Raw genomic sequence first — 18213 nt, forward strand, 5'->3', positions numbered from 1 at the left:
TTCTTCTCCCAGATTGGACCTGCAAAGACGCACCCGTGTGGTCCGGACGCGGGGCTATTTCGAATTCGAGAACCTCTGAATGAGCATCGCGATGATGATGATGACGCCCTGAACCGCGGCGACCAGGTACTCGGAGACGAAGTCCGACAGCACCATGAGATTGGCGATCAGCTCCAGAATGACGGCGCCGGCGACGGTTCCCCAGACATGACCTTTGCCGCCACGCAGCGCCGTTGCCGCCGATCACCACGGCGGTGATCACCTGCAGTTCCCAAAGCTGCCCGGTGGTCGGCGTTGCGGCACCCAGTCGCGGTACGTAGCAGATCGCGGCGACGGCCACGCAGACGCCTTGGACGATGTAAGCAATGGTGCGCGTCTTGATGACGGAGATGCCGGAATAGCGCGCGACGTCCTCGTTTGCGCCGACCGCCGCACATTTGCGCCCATACTTCATCTTGTAGAGGACGAACGATGCGATCGCGGCGACGGCGACCGATATGAGGATCGGGATAGGGACACCACCGACGGTGCCGAAATAGACCGGCCGATAGGCTTCGCGCAGCGATCGGTCTATCGGTATCGTGCCGCCGTCGGTCAGATAGGTGATCAACGCGCGGAAAATGCCCATTGTACCGAGCGTCGCAATGAACGGTTCGATCCGGCCTATGGTGACGATGAGGCCATTGGCGAGGCCACACAGAAGACCGACCAGGATCGCCACGAGCATTCCAGCCGGGATCGCCCACAGGCCGGCGTGTGGCGCCACGGCGTTCATGAACATGATGGTGATGCCGGTGACGAAGGCGGCCATCGAGCCGACGGAAAGATCGAGCCCTCCCGACGAGATAACGAACGTCGCGCCGACCGCGATGATGGCGATGAAGGCGCTGCGGGTGATGACGTTGGCAAGGTTGGTCGCGGAGAGGAAGTCTGGATTGATGAGAAAGCCGACCACCAGCAGGGCGGCCAATGCCAGGAAGGGACCCACGTCGGTCCAGGTGATGTTCAAATCACCGACGCGATGCGTGGATGGGGATCCGGTCATGACAGCCATTCTGTTCCTCCCTCGGCCTTCGGCCTCGGTTTCGGGCCGCTTGTCGCCAGCAGCGCCACATTGCTTTCGGTCATCTCGGCGCCTTGGACCTCGCCCGTCAGGCGGCCTTCCCGCATGACGAGGATGCGGTCGCAGATGCCGATCAGCTCCTGCATTTCCGACGAGATGACGATGCAGGCTTTGCCGCTGCCGACGATGGCGTGGATGAAGGCGTAGATCTGAGCCTTGTTGGCGATATCTATGCCGCGGGTCGGTTCATCAATGATGACCACAGAGGGGTCGGTGAGCAGCACCTTGGCGAGCAGCAGCTTCTGCTGATTGCCGCCGGAAAGCTGTCCCGCCTTCACGCCAGGGCTCTTGAGCCGGATATCGTAGCTCCGGACGGCCTCTCTTAGCGCGACCGACTCGCGGCGTCTGCTGAGAGCCAGTGCGGGGTGGAACCGATCAAGTGCGGAAAGCGTGAGGTTGGGCGCCAGTCGTTCCTCGAGGAGCAGGCCCTTGCTCTTTCGGTCCTCGGTCAGGTAGCCGATGCCTGCATCGATCGCTTCGCGTTGCGAGCGGATCCGGACGGGCCGACCTTGGAGTTCAATCACGGCGTCGGCCGAACGCAGGCCCACCAGCCCTTCGAACAATTCCGTGCGGCCCGCGCCGATCATGCCGGCAAAGCCAAGAATTTCGCCTCTGTGGACGGTGAAAGAGACGTCTTCGGCGTAGCCCGGGACGGTGGCGTTTTTCACGCTCAGCATCGGCTCATCGGACGGTGCGCTCTTCTGCGGGTAGAGCGTTGCAAGCTCGCGGCCGACCATCAGGCGTGCCATGTCCATCTGCGTCAGGGCCGTGCCCGGATAGGTGCCGACCATCCTGCCGTCGCGCAGCACGGTCACCTTGTCGGCAAGCTGCTGCACCTCATCCAGCCGATGGCTGATATAGAGGACGGCCGTGCCGTTGGCCTTTAGCTGCCGGACGATTTCGAGGAGGCGATCCACTTCCTCGCCGGTCAGCACGGCGGTCGGCTCGTCGAAGATCACGACCTTGTAGTCGTCGAGCAGCGCGCGGGCGATCTGGACCAGCTGGCGGTCGGCCAGCGAGATGTCCCGCACCAGCGCGGTCGGCGAGACCGCGCAGCCGATCCGTGCCAGCTTTTCGGCTGCCAGGCGCCGCATGGCGCGGTCGTCCATCACATGGCGGCGCGAAAGCTCGCGGCCGAGAAATAGATTGTCCGTCACCGTAAGCGCTTCGGCGAGCAGGATCTCCTGGTGGACGAGGGCAATGCCGGCTTTTTGGGCCTGGTCGGGCTTGGCGAACGTCACCGGCCGACCAGCCATGGACAAGGTGCCGCCGGTCGGCTCGGCATAGCCGGAAAGCAGCCGCATCAAAGTGGATTTTCCGGCACCGTTCTCACCGATGATGGCGTGGATTTCGCCCGGCAGGATGTCGAGCGTGACGTCGGAGAGCACGGTCACCGGCCCATATTGCTTCGAGAGACCCTGAGCGCGCAGCACCGGCTCCAGGACCCCTGGCGCATTGCCGCCAGGCAGCGCACTTCCTCCCACTCCGGCAATATTGGCGGTAACGGACATTCGTTCAGGCCTCAATCGAAGGCCGGCAGCAGGCGATCGCGCGAGTGCTCGATGTGGGCGCGCATTGCTTTCGCGGCGGCATCCGGATCGGCAGAGCCGAACGCGGCGAGGATCGCCTCATGCTCGTCCAGCGCCTCCTCGGTCACGCGGGAATGGTACATCAGGCGGAAAATGTGGAAGTGGGTGTGTTGATAACCCAGCGTCTCGCGGATGAGCTCGTTTTCGGCGTATTCCATGATCTTGTCGTGGAAGATCGCGTCCTGCCTGGCGAAGTTCGAATAGCGCAGGCGCTCGTCCTTGCCCTCGCGGCGCGACATCACGCCTGCAGCCACCAGCAGCGTGCCGAGTTTGGCCTCATCCATCGTGGCAGCGGCTTTCGCCGCGCCGTGCGGTTCAAGCAGGAGACGCATTTCGTACAACTCGTCGAAACGGCGCCGCGTGATCTGCGGCGCGGCACGGTATCCGATCAGGTGCGTCTTCAGAACCAGTCCTTCGCCTTCGAGACGGCCCAGCGCCTCGCGGATCGGCGTATGGGAAACGTCGAATTCCTTGACCAGATTGTCGACGGTGATGCGCGAACCGGGCGCGATCTTCAGCGACATCAGCTGCGCGAAGATGGCCTCGTAGACGTCTTCGGCTAGGCTGCCGGCACGCTGAATGCGGCCCGCTCCCGTGGGCGTTTCACCATTATTGCTCAAGCTGACAGGTTGCATTCTTTCGCCTCTCGACAGGAGATTGCTAACACGAGGGTTTGACCGATGCAATACTATATCCTATACGATTTCATCGGCGCCGTTCAGTTCAGGATCCTTCGGTGCGGATTGCAATGCGAGTTTCTCCGACACCCTCAAGGATGCAGCCTGTCATGAGCCTTCTCACAGCCCTCCGGCTCCCACGTGAAATTCTATTCGGAACGGGACAACGTCATGCCCTGCCAGCCGTGGCCGGCCGCCATGGCCGCCGCGCCCTGGTCTGCACCGACCAGCGTTTGGCCGGCACCAGCGTGTTCGCCGAAATGATGAAATCCCTGCGGTCGGCGTCAATCGACGTGCTGGTTCACGACGGTATCCTCCCGGACGTGCCGCGCGATTCGGTGGCGGTCTGCGTCGAAAAAGCGAGGGCCTTCCGGCCAGACATGGTGATCGGCATCGGCGGCGGCAGCTGTCTCGATTTCGCCAAATGTGCCGCCTTGCTGATCAGCCACGGCGGCGAGCTGCGGCACTACTACGGCGAGTTCAAGGTCCCGGGGCCGACCCTGCCGATGATCGCCGTGCCGACCACGGCTGGTACAGGATCAGAGGTGACGCCTGTCGCCGTGATATCGGATCCGGACCGGACGCTCAAAGTCGGCATATCGAGCCCCTATCTTATCGCTGCCGTTGCCGTCTGCGACCCCGAACTGACAATGACTTGTCCGCCGGGCCTGACCGCGGTTGCCGGTGCCGACGCGCTCACTCATGCGATCGAGGCCTTCACGGCCATGCGCCGGGACGGGGACTTCAGCCTGCCGCAGCGCCACGTGTTCATCGGCAAGACGCCGCTGACCGACCATTTCGCGCTGCTGGCCGTCAAACTTCTCGGCCGCAGCTTGGAGAAGGCGTGCATCGACGGCGGCGACGCCGAGGCGCGCTCCGACGTGATGATGGGAGCGCTGGCTGCGGGTTGCGCGTTCGGCACCGCCGGCACGGCGGCGGCGCACGCGGTGCAATACCCGGCCGGCGCGCTCACCCACACGCCGCATGGGCTGGGGGTGGCGACAATGATGCCTTATGTCATGAGCTACAACAGCCGTGTGGCCGCGGGTGACATCGCCGAGATAGGGATTGCTCTTGGCCTCGAGCCGAATGGTCGTGGCGTCGACGAAATGGCGGGCGCGACCATCGAGGAGATCAGGCGCTTGTTTGCGGCGATCGGCATCACCCCGACGCTGGCCGGTTTGGGACTCCCGGCCGACAAGCTCGACTGGACCGCCGAGCAGGCGCTCGGCATCGATCGCCTGATCAAGAACAACCCGCGCCCATTCGACCTTGCCGCCATGCGCCGCCTTGTCCAGGCGGCCTATGACGGCGATCTCACCGCCTGCGCCATGTGAACGTCAGGAACAAGACGATGAACCTTCCCTACAATGCCTTCCCTCTCGATCAGGATCCGTACGACGTTCGGGGCTTTCCGCACCGGCTCTACATTGGCGGACAATGGCGGCCGTCGTCCGACGGCGGGCTCATTGAGGTCACCGATCCATCCTCCGGCGCGGTGATCGCGGCGGTCCCCGATGCGAACCTGGAGGATGCCGCCGCAGCGGTCGAGGCAGCGGCCAAGGCCGCCAAAGGGTGGCGCCAGACAGCGCCGCGCAAGCGCTCGGAGATTCTCAGGCGCTGTTTCGAGCTGATGGTCGAGCGGTCGGAGACGCTTGCCATGCTGATCTCGCTGGAGAACGGCAAGGCCCTGCGCGACGCGCGCGGCGAGGTCGCCTATGCAGCCGAATTCTTCCGCTGGAACGCCGAGGAGGCGGTTCGTATCACCGGCGAGTTCGGCACCGCCCCGTCTGGCGCCAACCGCATCGTCGTCGACTACCAGCCGATCGGCATCTGCATCCTCATCACGCCGTGGAATTTCCCCGCCGCGATGGCGACGCGCAAGATCGCACCGGCACTGGCGGCAGGCTGCACGGTCATTCTGAAACCGGCCAGCGAGACGCCGCTGACCGCCTATGCGCTGGCCGCGCTCTACAGCGAAGCCGGCGTACCGGACGGCGTCGTGAACGTGCTGACGACATCGACACCCGGCACCCTGACGTCGGCCATGCTGGCCGATCCGCGCGTCAGGAAGCTCTCCTTCACCGGTTCGACCGGGATCGGCCGGGCCTTGCTCGCCGAAGCCGCCAAACATGTGACTTCCTGTTCCATGGAGCTTGGTGGCAATGCACCCTTCATCGTCTTCGACGATGCCGATCTCGATGCGGCCATCGACGGCGCCATGATCGCCAAAATGCGCAATGCCGGCGAAGCCTGTACGGCGGCCAACCGCATCTACGTCCAGTCGGGTATCCACGATGCGTTCGCCGACGGCCTTGCGCAGCGCATGGCTGCGCTAAAGATCGGCGCCGGCACCAAGGCGGACACCGAATGTGGACCCATGATCACCAAGAAGGCGGTCGACAAGATCGACCGGCTGGTCAAGGACGCGGTCAACCGTGGTGCCAAGGCGCTGTGCGGCGGCTCGGTGCCTGAAGGTGATGGCTTTTTCTATCCGCCGACCGTCTTGTCCGAAGTCTCGCCGGACGCCGATATGGCGCATGAGGAGATCTTCGGCCCAGTGGCGCCCATCACCCGCTTCGAGAGCGAGGCGCAGGCCATCTTCCACGCCAACAACACCGAATACGGCCTCGCCGCCTATCTCTACACCCGCGATGTGGCGCGCGGCATGCGGGTGGCCGCCGAGATCGAGGCCGGCATGATCGGCCTCAACCGCGGCCTGATGTCGGATCCCGCCGCGCCCTTCGGCGGAGTCAAACAGAGTGGCCTCGGGCGGGAAGGGGGCCAGCATCACGGCATCGCCGAGTTCATGGAGGCCAAATACATCGCTGTGACCTTCTGAGCCGGCTCCATGTCGAAGGACCCTTTTCGCACCCGCGACCACGTTGCCGATTTCGATGACATCGTGGCCGACATCGTCGCCCGCAGCGCCGTCACGCGGGCTTCGCTGCCGATGCTGGCGGACATCGCCTATGGTCCGCACGAGGCCGAACGCCTCGACCTGTTCTTTCCGGACGGAGCGCGCAGGGATCTCCCGGTGCACATCTTCATCCATGGCGGCTATTGGCGCATGTTCGCCAAAAGCGACTATTCCTACATCGCCGAGACGGTGACGAGCGCCGGGGCAATCGCGGTCGTGATCGACTATGCGCTGATGCCTGCCGTCAGGATGGCGACAATCGTCGACCAGGTCCGGCGCGCGAGGCAATGGGTGCTGGGTCATATCGCCAGCCATGGCGGCGATGCCGGTCGGCTAAGCGTCAGCGGTCATTCCGCCGGGGCGCATTTGGCGACCTTTTTGTTCGACGAGGGGTCGGCACATCCCCCGTCGGCGGCACTTCTGCTCGGCGGGCTCTACGATTTGAAGCCCCTCCAGCAATCCTTCCTGGAGCCTTTGATAGGCCTGACCGACACGGAAGTTGAGGCGTATTCGCCGATGAGCAAATCCCACTCGTCGCGGACAAAGGTCACGCTGCTGGTCGGCGAGCGGGAGACGGAACCGTTTCACCTGCAGGCCAAATTGTTTGCCGATCACCTGACGGAGCAGGGCCTGACGGCTTCGAGCAGCATCGTCGAGGGGCGCAATCACATGGACAGCGTCCGGGATTTGGGTGTCGGGCACACAAAAGGGGGCACTTGGCTGTACGACCTGATCCGAGCCGCTTGATCGGACCTGCCTCAGCCGAACCATCCCCGTTAAGCCTTGCGCAACCCATGGCGCGTAATCTGTCCGCCAGATTGCGAGGTACCATGAAGCGCCAACCACTAGTGCTTTTCGCCTTTCCTGCCTGTGTCCTGCTGATCCTCGCGACCGAGCGAATGGCGACGCTCCTGCTCGGAACCTACCCCGCAAGCCCCGATATGTGGAAGATCTGGCTCGCCTTGCATCCCTCGTCGGGCATGGTCTGGCAGCAGGTCGATGTCTATCTGGGAGGGTCGATGGTCCTGGATTTCGCCTTGTTGGGCGCGGCCCTGGGGATCTGCTGGATAGCAAGCCGGGCCAGAAGGTCGGCCGCTTTCTTTCTCGCCAACCATGGCATCTTGATCCTGGCGGCGTCGATGATCTTCATCGGCGGCCGCTCGCAGACCGCCAGCACCATCGCCGCGTTCACGGCACCGAGTGGCTTTCGGTTCTCGCTGATGATGGACTTCACCTGGCTGAACTGCCTGCTGGCGGTCATCGGGGTCACCGCCTGCGCCTATTGCCACCTTGCCTATGTCCGTGAACTCGGCATGCGCGTTGAATCGCGGCGCGTCCGGATCATGGCACTGCAGCGGGATTTCTAGCGCAGCTACGCGGCCACGCCCAAGTCCGACCTAGTTTATCCCGACCTAGTTTATCTTGTGATAGGTGACCTTGCCTTCCGGTGACACGCTCCGCTGGTAGTTGGAGCTCGGCGCGGGAGGCGCCGCCGGAGCCGATCGCCGTCGCGTTACCCGCGGCATTTCCTCGATCGCGGGCTCCGCGTCGGCGGCGCTGGCGACCGCCGCCGTATCTTCGGCGGGTGAGGCCAGTTCGACGACGCGCGGCTCGTCGCCACCGTGATTTCCCGACATCTCCGGTGGCTGCCGGGCGATGTTGGCGTTGACCTCGCCGAAGCTCGCCCGCAGCCGGTCGTCCAGCGCCTCGAACCGGCTTTGAAATCCATTGTTGACGGTGTCGAGCCGCGCGCTCATCCGCTGCTCGAACTGGCCGAGGTCCTCCAGCCGCGCCTCGATCGCGCGCAGATCGTTGATGCCGTGGTAGAGATAGACGGCCGCGGTGGCGTTCAGAAGGGCAAACAGCGCCAGGCCGACAGAGACGGCAACGGCGAGCCTGGACCGGCTCTTCTCCCTGTCGAGCAACAGTGGTTCGACCGCTATCACAAGGTCGTCGGGATCGCTGATCGTCGTCATTGGACCACCACCTTGGTGCCGACAGGCACGCGCCTGAAAAGATCGATGACATCGGTATTCGTCAGGCGAAAACAGCCCGACGTGCCGTCGAAACCCACGCCCGAAGGGTCGTTGGTGCCATGGATGCGATAGAGCGTGTCGCGGCCGTCCCGAAGCAGATAGAGCGCCCTTGCGCCGAGCGGATTGTACGGCCCCGAGGGCACCATGTCAGGCAATTCCGGCTGGCGGGCGCGCATGTCCTTCGGCGGTCGCCACGCCGGCCACTCGGTCTTGGCTCCGACCTGGACCGTACCCGTCCAGCCAAATCCATCGCGTCCGACACTGATCCGGTAGCGCAGGGCCTCGCCCTTGCCGGTCACCAGGTAGAGCGCTTTTTCCTGCTTGCGGATGATGATGGTCCCAGTCTTCTCGGCGGTGGAAAACGCCACCGTCTTGCGCAGGCTGGGGCCCATGGCCGGCAGAGGCGGGCGGCTGTCCGCCCACGCGGTCTGTCCGGCCGCGGGCGCCAGCGCCAGGCCGAGGAGGCAGGCGGCTGTCAGCCGCAAGCGATGGCCGCTAGCGGGCCGCATCGTCGAGCCGCTCGCGGAACATCTTCTTCAGATCCTTGCTGAAGCGCGCCCGCCCATCCACTTCGGAAGGCAGCATGGCGCGGTTCAGCGCGTCGGCCAGCAGGGCATTGTCGAGCCCGACCGACTTGATGTGCGGCGCCTTGAAGATCTTCTCCAGCTCGCTGCGCGAGAAGTGGTTGCCGAACCATTTGCGCTTGTGCTTGTTGGCGACCAGCGTGATCGAGACGGCATTGCCGCGCAGCTCGCGGATCTTCTTGTAGAGCCGTTTGCCTTGCCGCAGCGAGGCCACATTGAGCTCGAAGACGATGAAGATCTCGTCGCTCGTCGACAGCACGGAATTGTGCCAGGGCGTTTCGATGTTGGGCAGATCAATGACGATGTCGTCGAACCGGTAGGCGACGAGGTCGAGCAGCCGGAAGACGAAATCGGCGCCCTGCGGCTCGAACGGCAGCTGCGGCCGCTCGAAGGCGTAGAGCGTCAGGCCGGAAGGCCGCGACAGCTTGATGACATCCATCAGTTCGACATCGAGCCGTTCCGGCTGGCCGATGATGCCGGCAAGGTCGAACTGGTTGAACAGGTTGAGATAGGCGCCGCAATTGGCGCTCTGGAAGTCGAGGTCGACCAGGCAGGTCGAGGCCGCGCGATCGGTCGATTTCGAGGCCAGGAATTCGGCGGCCGACAGCGCCAGCGTGGTGGCGCCGGCGCCGCCGCTGGCGCTGATGAAGGTGATGATGCGGCTCTTGGCGCCCTGGTTGCCGCTGTCGTGGAAGGTGACGGCGTTGAGCAGTTCCTTGCCGTCGAGCGGCTTGTGCAGCCAGTCCGAGGCATTCATGCGCACCAGTACGCGCGTCTGCTCCGACGTCAACTCGTCGGAAACCGCGATCAGTGGCACGGTGGCCCACAGCGCGCGCGCCTCGACGATGCCTGGATTGCCAAGCAATTCGCCCTTGCCGAGATCGAGGATGACGATGCCGGGGCGCGTGTCGGCCGGCGGACCTTTGAGGAAGTCGCTCGTCTCGGCGACCCGCACATCATAGATCGCCAGCGCATCGAGCCGCGTCGCCACATCGCGCTTGAAATTCGCATCAGAGGAAAACAGCGCGACCTGCTTTCGCTTGGTGGTGGTAACCTTGGTGCTGATGGCGTTCATGGATACGTGCTTTTCATGTCTTCGCCCGTGACCGTGCTCAGCATGGAGGGCATGGTGATGGTTCCGAATCCAAGGAACCCCGCCAGAAAGAAAAACTGGAAGGGGTGATTGGTGATGCTGACGGTGATCGTCGGTACGGGCCCGTTGGGGCGCGTCCAATAACCGAGGCCCGAAGCCTGGTACTGAATCTGAACCTCGGATTTCAGAAGAGTTGGCAGGAATGTCAGCATTCCGGGCCGGTTGCTGCTGCCGTTAAAGATGAAGTCGAGAGCTGCCTGGTTCACATTGAGGTTCTGGCATGTGGCGCCTGTTCCACAGGTGCAAGATGCAGCTCCGGCGGCACTGGCCGTACAGATGTAGCTGTAAGTGTTGGCTGGAACCGCCTTTCCCACATCCAGCGAGTCGCTGGGTGTTTTTGCCTCGAGCAGAAGTCCGCTGGCGATCGGAGCGGAAATCTGCGCCAGCCTGGCGCCAGCCTGCACCGCTTTGTTGCCGGCATTCCATTGGTAGAAGGCATAGCCAAAGTCGACAAAACCAAGCAGCAGGGTGAGCAGCATGGGCATGGCGATGGCCGCCTCCACCATTGTCGCGCCGGATTGGTTTCTCCAGAACGTGCCTTGCGAGATCACCATCCCAAGACACGCTCCTGATGGAACACAGTGAGCTTAACGTTACCAAAGCCGAGATAAGACCAGAGGCCCAGGGTAGGATACGGATACGAGGCGCTGACCTCCACGACAACGACGGTGCCGGTGCTGCTGAGATAGAGCTGGGTACCGGTCGTGGGATCGATCGCCTGGATCGATCGTACTGGCGTTATGGTGACTTGACCCGTGGTCCACCCGGTAACCCTCGCACTACCGCCCTGGACGGCCCCGTTCACTGCGAGGTTTGTTGCCAACACTGAACAAGTATTCCAGTCACTGCTGCAGCGCGCCATATAGCGAGAGGCATCCTCTACGCCAGCTTCGAGAAGCAGGCGCGTGTTGAAGATGTTCGAGAACTCGAAGACACCCGCTGCCAGCAGCAACACGAGTGGCGTGACGATCGCTATCTCGACCAAGGCAGCGCCTTGGTCGTCGTGGTGGAACCGCCGGAGGAATTGTCTAATCGACATGGGGCTACCGGTACAATTGCGTTTCGTTGCGAAACGCCTTGTCTACAAGCGTATTGTTGGCGAATCCGCCATCGACGTCGACGATTTCCAAGCTGATCGCCTTCTCTTTGCCGGTTCCCTCAGGATCATCCTCATCCTTGGAGTCCTCCTTTTGGACCGGGGCTATAAGAAAGACGCTTGCATAGCCGTCCGGCTTGACAGCGGTGTGCCCGTTGAGCGCCGTCAGGTTGGCATTACAGTCGACAACGGCCATATTGATCAATCGGCGACTGGGGTCTGCCTTGGTCAGGTCTCCCTTGTAGCAAGAAGGTGTCCCCCTTTCCTTGGTTGGATTCGGCGACTGATCTTTCACGCGATCGTTTGCGATCTCATAGTTGTAGACGTCATATCTCGATGCCGGCTTGCTCATGTCGCCAGTCGGGTTCGTCAACGGCTTGACTGCCGTGCCGGGGTACGTCCCACCGTGATTGACGCTCCAATAGGAACTCCAGAAACCTTGATCGGCTATAGGCTGCGTCATACCTTTCGTGGCGTCATAGCCGGTGCCCGGAGGGAGCGGCAGCGCGGACGCCGGTGGGGCGACATCGTACTTGTTGCAGTTGTTCTTCGCTCCCTTCCGCACATTGCTGGCTGGACGATAGCCAAGATCCGTCTTGTTCTTCAGCGACCCCTGGTAGAGGTCGAACCGGACGTTGAGGCCTGTATTGACCTGGCCGAACGTGACGCCGGTTTTCGTGGTCAGCGAATCGCGGGTATAGCAGGTGCCGGCGCTTCCCATCGCCATGCCATCTTGTATCGAGTTCAGGCCGTTTTGCAGCAGGCCAAAGTTGCCCGGACCTGGATTGCTGTCCACCTTGAGAATCCGAAACTCTCGACCGTAAGTATCCCCCGACGCAAAAGCTTGCTGGATTGTCTTGCTGGTGGACGGGTCGGTTGTCTCGAACGGGTTGCACATGAAGATCGGCACGGTTTCACAGATCGATTGAACGAAACCGGCCACGGCCTGGGCCCGGATGTCCATCGTGTCCTTGCTGCCGACGAGGCTCGCCGGGAAGATGGTTGCGAATGCCCCAGCACCCTTCGCCAAGCCGGACGCGTTTATCGTCACTTCGGCTAAAGACACCAGTTTGGGATCGGTGCTGGCCCAGTTCACCCCGTTTGCATCGACGCCATCGCTGGTCAATGTGGTTTCGTCGCTGGCTGGTATCCCGGTCAAGTATTTGATGGTCACGTCTGCCACAGCGAGAGTGTGACCGGCGCCTAGCTCTGAATACAGGGTCTGGTTGGCGAGTAGGGTCGTCACGGCCCGGTCGGCTCGAGTGATCGAATCCGACCTCCCGTCAAGTTCGGCGGCAGCGGCCAATGCAAGACCGTCGATACCCTTTTGCAGCTGTTGGTGAAGCCCGGTGGCCCGGCTCATATCGAAGGCGAGCAGCGAAAAGCCGATTAGCACGGGTATCATAATCGCCACGAGGATCATCGCTACGCCGCGCTGATCATTCCAGAAGGCACGAATGGTCCTCAACATGACCTTACTCTCTGCTTTCCTGCGCCAAGGCCCCTCGCATGCCCGGCGCCCTCCGCATCCTTCCGTTCAGCTCACTGCTTTGTCACGCCCGACCCGCCGACATTGACCGTGATCGATGGCGGTGGCGGAGGTGGCGGTGGATATTTGTAGGCTTGGGCAACGGCGGCGGCGCGCGTGCCGTCGCCTTCGATATGCGTATTCCTGGATGCCGGATTGAGCGGATCGACCGTCTGCAGCATCGAATTGTATTTCTGCGTGTCGCCGGCGGCCAAGGTCACCGAGTCGTAGTGGTTCAGATAGTCCGCGGCGCAGCCCGAAAGCGACCCGACGCACAGAATGAGGATCAGGGCGCTATTTCTTGACATAGAGCATCTTGTCCTTCGATTTGAAGTCCAGCATATGGCCATAGGGGCCGGTGACGCCGTCGCCCGTTTCATATTTCCGGATCATGTCCTTGTTCACTTCGAGCTGGCCGAGCACGAAGAATTCCGGGTCGTTGGCTGGCCGCGTCTTGTCGAACGGTGTCGCCAACTGCTCGCCGGGCTTCACCGGCCGCACGATATGCGGGGTGACGATCACGACCAGCTCGGTCTCTTCCTTCTGGCTGCTCGAATTGCGGAACAGCGTGCCGATGACCGGCACCTGGCCGAGCCATGGCACCTGGTTTTGAAGCTTGGTCGTCTTGCTGGACAGAAGCCCGCCGACCGCGAAGCTCTGGCCGTCGCGTAGCTCGACGACGGTTTCCAGCTTGCGGTTGGTGAAGATCGGGTCGCCGGCTGTCGTGAAGCCGGTCAGGTCGCTGACCTCCGGGGCCAGTTGGATGTGGATCTTGTCGTCAGCGAGCACGACCGGCGTGAACAGGAGATTGACGCCGAATTGCTTGTACTCGATCTGGATCACGCCATCTTTGGTGACGCTGCGAATAGGAACCTGGCCGCCGGCGTTGAAACTGGCGGGTTCGCCGGAAAGCGTGGTGAGGTTGGGCTCGGCAAGCGTGCGCACCACCCCTTTGGCCTCGAGTGCTTCGATGTACAGATCGACCTTGATGTTGCTGTCAATGACGCGAGTGAGGAGTGCGCCGAACGGAGTGGAATTGGACAGGAGGCCACTGAGCACGCCAGCCGCCCCCAGCACCTCGCCGTCTTTGTCGACGGTGGCGATGCCCGTTCCGGTGAGCGTCGTGCCTCTGCTGTTGGTGCTGGCGATCGACACGCCGAGATCACGCCCCGCGTTGCGCTTGGCTTCCAGCACGCGCACTTCGAGATTGACCTGCTGGCTGTCGTCGACGGTGACGGCATTGATGATGGCGTCGGGGCCATATTGCTGCGCCACTTCCATGATGGCTGCCAGCGTGGCGCCGTCCTTGACATGACCGCCAAGCCGCACCCGGCCGTTGACCGAGCCGATCTCGATACGCGACCTTGGCGAAACCTGGCGGATTGCCGCCGCCATGTCGCTGACATCGACGCCGACCTCGATCTGGATGACGCCGAGCGAGCGTTTGTCGGGTGAGAACAGATTGACCGTGGTGGTGCCGGCGCCCTTGCCGATGACGTAGAGCGTGCGGTCGGTCATTGGCTGAGCATCGGCGATCTTCTCGTCGCCGACGACGATATCGCCGAGATTGGCATTCACCTGGAGCGTCACCGATTGCGACATCGGCAGGAAAACGCGATGGACGCTGGGGTTCGACACGTCGATGAAGCGGTCGGCTGCATCGGCATAAAGGCTCGATAGCGCCACCGCCGCCAGACAGGACAACGCGGCCGCAGCCATCCTTACGCAAAACCCCTGCATCCCCGTCTCCCCACTGCTGCTACTGCTGGCAGCCCCACTTCACTAGCCGCGTCTTATCATGGTTGTCGCGGCACGTCATATGTATCGAGCTTCACACCCCGGAACACGCCCACGGTCACGTTCTTGGGCGGCTCGGGCTGCACGTATTTGATCACTTCCTTGACAACTTCCCGCACTTCCGGCGTAGACGCCACGACTGGAACGGGCTTGACCTTGCCCAACTCGTCAAGGCGGCTTCCCACCTTCTCCACGGCCTGGGTCAGTCCGGCAATCTTGTCCTCGGCACGCTTGCGCTCAGCTTCCGCCAATGCGTCCGCGGCCGCTTTCTTGTCGAGGTCGGCCTGTCGCTTGGCCACGTCGTCGGGCGTTTCGCCAGTCAGGTCCGAAAGCGTCACACGCTCCGTCGTTTCGCCCTTGCTGGCCGCGGCCTGGCGCAGCGCCAGCGACAACTGCCCGGCGCCGGCTGCCAGAGTGAGCTTTTGTGCATCTTTCGTGCTGGCTTCCAGCGTCACCGATTTGACCACGGTCGGGCTATCCTTGCTCACATCGGCAACCTGATCGACTGCGAGCACCTTCATGCTCTGCAGCAGCACGTCGACAAAACTCTTGTCTGCCCCGTCGTCGCCGCGAGTCGTGCGCGTCAGCAGCACGTCGACGCGATCGCCAGGGAAAACAAATCCAGCCACCCCAAGCACATCGTTGACCCGGATGGAAACGGCTTTCATGCCTTCGCCAAGCACCGCCGAGAGCGTGGCGCGCTGGCCGGGGCCGGTGATCTTGGTGGCGAGAACGGGCTCATTGGTGCCGATCGCCTGCAGCGCCTGCTTTATGCCTTCGCCAGCCAGCATTTCTTTCGTTGTCTTGAAAGCGCCGGTCGGAACCGCGCCCGCCGGCCAGGCGATCTCGCGCAACTTGTCCTCGGTCAGCGTGTCACCGAATTTCAAAGGTACCGCCGCCACAACCACCGTATCGCGCGGGACGTCTTCCGTCCGCGCCATGGCATTGCGCTGGCTGGCCAGCCAGATATTGGCGAGCACCACCGCCAGCACGCCGAACACGCCGGCGAGGACAATCATGATAAGCGTATTGGCGCGCATCTTCCCACCCCACTATCGCCCGCCGGGCGAATTTCAACCCCTTCAAAGTGCAGGATCCTGGGCCGAAATCGAGCGATTCCGGCCCAGGAAGTTTTCAGCAAGTGCTCCCGGCAACACCATTCGTGCCAAGCTTGGCGCAAAGGCCGGTGAACTGGCTGCCGACCCATCCGCCGATGGCAATAACCGCAACGATCGATGCCGCTGCGATGATGCCGATCAGGATCGAGTATTCCACCATGGCAGCGCCGGTTTCGTCGGACTGGAACTGCCTGGCTATCTCGATAAGCCGCTTCATGCCTATCACTCCTTTGTGGCCGATCCGGCCAGAGCGTTTCCGATCAAGCGGCCGGGACGCAAGCGCCATTGCCAGTGCCAGCAGCGTCGAGACCCTTGCCGTTCAGCTTCGCGCAAAGGCCGGTGAACTGGCTGCCGACCCATCCGCCGATAGCGATGACCGCAACGATGGTTGCCGCGGCGATGATGCCGATCAGGATAGAGTATTCGACCATGGCAGCGCCGTTTTCATCGTCGCGGAACTGCCGGGTCATCGTCATGAGCTTCTTCATGTCAATTTCTCCCTTTGGAGGTTTGAACCCGACGAGACAGAGCCAAGGATGAACTCCATACCCAAGCATCCCCCGTCATCTCGATCCTAGGTCCCGAGAAATTGCGGAGTCAAACGGGATTAACGGTTCCTTAACTTCCCAATACATGAATTCTGGAGTTGAACGCGGCTTTAAATTTCAGCAAGAGCTTGATTCGTCTAATTTTTCAAGCGCCCTTAACCATTCGTTCACAATTATGCATGCGTCCTAATAGAACCATAACTAATTTAGCAGCACAACATATTCCTTTATATCTAAGGGGTTATAGCCAGATATGGAGCGGATGCCGATGTTAGAGCACCAAGGGCACACGAGCGCTCCTGGAAGTTTATTCACTCAGCCATGGTTGGCAGCGCGGGGCCTAAAATAAAAACGATATTTTTCAGGCGCGCTCCTTAACTATGTTGAAAGTATTGGCCGCAAGTGAAGCGCCCCGGCGCTTGTGCGTCGCGTGGTTAACGTTTAGTTTCCGCTAATGTGCGCTGGAGGGGTGTAAGGGATTATGCTGGGGCGGTTTATCAAGGGACCAAGCGAGCAGCAGGCCGCGACAAAGGCCGAGCAGCTGACTTTACTGCCCATCGTTCCGGCGGTTTCTCCAGTTGCTGATATTGAACCCCATGGCGAGGACTTCCTGACGCTGAAAGTCGAACTGCATCGTCATTTGATCGACCGGTTCAATCTCGCCGCGCTCGAAACCGCGTCCAAGGAAGAGATCCTGAACGAGATCCGCCCAATCGTGCGCGAGTTCGTGCGCAGCCACAGCGTGCCGCTGAACGCACGCGAGCTTGATCAAATTACCAGCGAGACCGCCGACGAGATGCTGGGACTCGGCCCGATCGAACCGCTGCTCAAGGACGACACGATCACCGATATCCTGATCAATACCCACAAGCGCGTCTTCATCGAACGGCGTGGTCTGGTTGAAGAGACGGCGATCCGGTTTCGTGACGAGGCGCATCTGCTGCGGGTCATCAACAAGATCGTTTCCGCCATCGGCCGGCGCGTCGATGAATCCTCGCCGATGGTCGATGCCCGGCTGGAGGATGGCTCCCGCGTCAATATCGCGGTGCGGCCGATCTCGGTCGACGGGCCGCTGGTGTCGATCCGGAAGTTCTCCAAGAACCCCTATTCGCTCGAACGCCTTGTGGCGCTCAACTCGATCCGTCCGCCAATGGTCGAACTGTTGCGGATTGCCGTGCAGGCGCGCAAATCGATCCTGGTTTCGGGCGGCACGGGCAGCGGCAAGACGACCTTGCTTAATGCGCTGTCGAGCTACATCCCGTCCAGGGAGCGTCTGATCACCATCGAGGATGCGGCTGAACTGCAGCTGCAGCAGCCTCATGTCGGCCGGCTGGAGACACGTCCACCCAGTGTCGAAGGAAAAGGAGAGGTTCGCCAGCGCGAACTGGTCAAGAACGCGCTGCGCATGCGGCCCGACCGCATCATCGTCGGCGAAGTTCGTGGCGAGGAAGCTTTCGACATGCTGCAGGCCATGAACACCGGCCATGAAGGCTCGATGACCACCATCCACGCCAACACGCCGCGCGATGCGATATCGCGGCTGGAGCAGATGGTCGGCATGGCAGGAATGCCGATGACGCATGAGTCCATCAGAGCGCAGATAACTTCCGCCATCGACGTCATCGTGCAGACACAGCGCCTCTCCGACGGCGGCCGGCGCGTGACATCGATATCGGAGATTACCGGTATGGAAGGAAACGTCGTCCAGATGCAGGAAATCTACACATTCGTGCGTCGCGAGGTGACGGCTGACGGTCAGATCGTCGGAGAATTTCGCGCCACCGGCGTTCGCCCACGTTTTGCCCCGGAAGCGGCGACGCTCGGGCACCATTTCGCCAAGGACGCCTTCAATCCCCAGGTTGCGCTCTGATGCCGACCGGCCAGACCTTGCTCTACTTCATTTATACGCTCGCGGCGGCGGCAGTCATTCTCGCCGGCGAGGCGCTGTATCTTTCCTTCGCCGATCGCCGATCCCGTGCCGGCATGATCAACCGGCGGCTGAAGCGATTGTCCGATGAGGCTCCGGCCGAAAAGACCTTGCAAG

Annotated in this window: 18 protein-coding genes and 1 pseudogene; 5 read left to right on the forward strand and 14 right to left on the reverse strand. The window is 62.1% G+C overall.

Annotated elements, in window-relative coordinates:
• Positions 1-54: 54 nt before the first annotated feature.
• The 3 genes and pseudogenes from AC3CB8_RS12625 to AC3CB8_RS12635 form a co-directional block, all read right to left on the reverse strand.
• A pseudogene (locus tag AC3CB8_RS12625) lies at positions 55-1054 on the reverse strand (ABC transporter permease).
• Positions 1042-2634: a sugar ABC transporter ATP-binding protein gene (locus AC3CB8_RS12630; RefSeq protein WP_352595031.1), complete on the reverse strand. Its 1593-nt coding sequence runs from the start codon at positions 2632-2634 to the stop codon at positions 1042-1044. Before AC3CB8_RS12630 ends, AC3CB8_RS12625 begins: the two are co-directional and overlap by 13 nt.
• Before the next feature lie 11 nt (positions 2635-2645).
• A complete protein-coding gene (locus AC3CB8_RS12635) occupies positions 2646-3347 on the reverse strand; it encodes a GntR family transcriptional regulator (protein WP_352546810.1) in 702 nt (233 codons plus the stop codon).
• Between the two features lie 152 nt (positions 3348-3499).
• On the opposite strand from AC3CB8_RS12635, the gene AC3CB8_RS12640 reads away from it, so the two are divergent.
• From AC3CB8_RS12640 to AC3CB8_RS12655, 4 genes are all read left to right on the forward strand, one after another.
• The gene (locus AC3CB8_RS12640) at positions 3500-4726 is read left to right on the forward strand and encodes an iron-containing alcohol dehydrogenase (protein WP_352595034.1); all 1227 of its coding nucleotides are present in this window, start codon (positions 3500-3502) and stop codon (positions 4724-4726) included.
• Positions 4727-4743: 17 nt separating this feature from the next.
• On the forward strand, positions 4744-6231 hold the full coding sequence (locus AC3CB8_RS12645; RefSeq protein ID WP_352595036.1) for an NAD-dependent succinate-semialdehyde dehydrogenase: 1488 nt from the start codon (positions 4744-4746) through the stop codon (positions 6229-6231).
• A 9-nt stretch (positions 6232-6240) separates the two neighbouring features.
• Positions 6241-7056 (forward strand): alpha/beta hydrolase, encoded by an 816-nt coding sequence (locus AC3CB8_RS12650; protein ID WP_023782403.1) that lies wholly within the window; start codon positions 6241-6243, stop codon positions 7054-7056.
• 83 nt (positions 7057-7139) lie between these two features.
• Positions 7140-7676, forward strand: coding sequence for a hypothetical protein (locus tag AC3CB8_RS12655; protein ID WP_352595040.1), 537 nt, complete (start codon positions 7140-7142; stop codon positions 7674-7676).
• 45 nt (positions 7677-7721) lie between these two features.
• Here AC3CB8_RS12655 and AC3CB8_RS12660 read toward each other — a convergent pair whose 3' ends face one another.
• From AC3CB8_RS12660 to AC3CB8_RS12710, 11 genes are all read right to left on the reverse strand, one after another.
• The gene (locus AC3CB8_RS12660; protein WP_352595043.1) at positions 7722-8285 is read right to left on the reverse strand and encodes a hypothetical protein; all 564 of its coding nucleotides are present in this window, start codon (positions 8283-8285) and stop codon (positions 7722-7724) included.
• The gene (locus AC3CB8_RS12665) at positions 8282-8854 is read right to left on the reverse strand and encodes a L,D-transpeptidase (RefSeq protein ID WP_352595046.1); all 573 of its coding nucleotides are present in this window, start codon (positions 8852-8854) and stop codon (positions 8282-8284) included. The genes AC3CB8_RS12660 and AC3CB8_RS12665 overlap by 4 nt, the downstream gene beginning before the upstream one ends.
• Positions 8841-10004 (reverse strand): CpaE/TadZ family protein, encoded by a 1164-nt coding sequence (locus AC3CB8_RS12670; RefSeq protein WP_352595049.1) that lies wholly within the window; start codon positions 10002-10004, stop codon positions 8841-8843. Before AC3CB8_RS12670 ends, AC3CB8_RS12665 begins: the two co-directional genes overlap by 14 nt.
• A complete protein-coding gene (locus tag AC3CB8_RS12675; RefSeq protein WP_352595052.1) occupies positions 10001-10636 on the reverse strand; it encodes a TadE/TadG family type IV pilus assembly protein in 636 nt (211 codons plus the stop codon). Before AC3CB8_RS12675 ends, AC3CB8_RS12670 begins: the two co-directional genes overlap by 4 nt.
• The gene (locus tag AC3CB8_RS12680) at positions 10630-11067 is read right to left on the reverse strand and encodes a TadE/TadG family type IV pilus assembly protein (RefSeq protein ID WP_198026141.1); all 438 of its coding nucleotides are present in this window, start codon (positions 11065-11067) and stop codon (positions 10630-10632) included. Before AC3CB8_RS12680 ends, AC3CB8_RS12675 begins: the two co-directional genes overlap by 7 nt.
• A 58-nt stretch (positions 11068-11125) precedes the next feature.
• Entirely contained in the window at positions 11126-12649 is a 1524-nt protein-coding gene (locus tag AC3CB8_RS12685; protein ID WP_352595054.1) for a TadE/TadG family type IV pilus assembly protein, read from the reverse strand.
• 71 nt (positions 12650-12720) lie between these two features.
• The gene (locus AC3CB8_RS12690) at positions 12721-13014 is read right to left on the reverse strand and encodes a hypothetical protein (RefSeq protein WP_352595057.1); all 294 of its coding nucleotides are present in this window, start codon (positions 13012-13014) and stop codon (positions 12721-12723) included.
• Positions 13001-14446, reverse strand: a complete 1446-nt coding sequence (locus AC3CB8_RS12695; protein ID WP_352595060.1) for a type II and III secretion system protein family protein — start codon at positions 14444-14446, stop codon at positions 13001-13003. Before AC3CB8_RS12695 ends, AC3CB8_RS12690 begins: the two co-directional genes overlap by 14 nt.
• Before the next feature lie 56 nt (positions 14447-14502).
• Entirely contained in the window at positions 14503-15543 is a 1041-nt protein-coding gene (gene cpaB / locus AC3CB8_RS12700) for a Flp pilus assembly protein CpaB (protein WP_023794731.1), read from the reverse strand.
• A 94-nt stretch (positions 15544-15637) separates the two neighbouring features.
• Complete coding sequence (locus AC3CB8_RS12705; RefSeq protein ID WP_023794730.1) at positions 15638-15838, reverse strand: Flp family type IVb pilin; 201 nt, start codon at positions 15836-15838, stop codon at positions 15638-15640.
• A 43-nt stretch (positions 15839-15881) separates the two neighbouring features.
• The gene (locus tag AC3CB8_RS12710; RefSeq protein WP_023794729.1) at positions 15882-16109 is read right to left on the reverse strand and encodes a Flp family type IVb pilin; all 228 of its coding nucleotides are present in this window, start codon (positions 16107-16109) and stop codon (positions 15882-15884) included.
• A gap of 541 nt (positions 16110-16650) precedes the next feature.
• Between AC3CB8_RS12710 and AC3CB8_RS12715 the strand changes: the two genes are divergently transcribed.
• Positions 16651-18039 (forward strand): TadA family conjugal transfer-associated ATPase, encoded by a 1389-nt coding sequence (locus tag AC3CB8_RS12715; protein WP_023794728.1) that lies wholly within the window; start codon positions 16651-16653, stop codon positions 18037-18039.
• Positions 18040-18213: the final 174 nt, after the last annotated feature.

The organism is Mesorhizobium sp. P160927 (genome assembly GCF_057766385.1).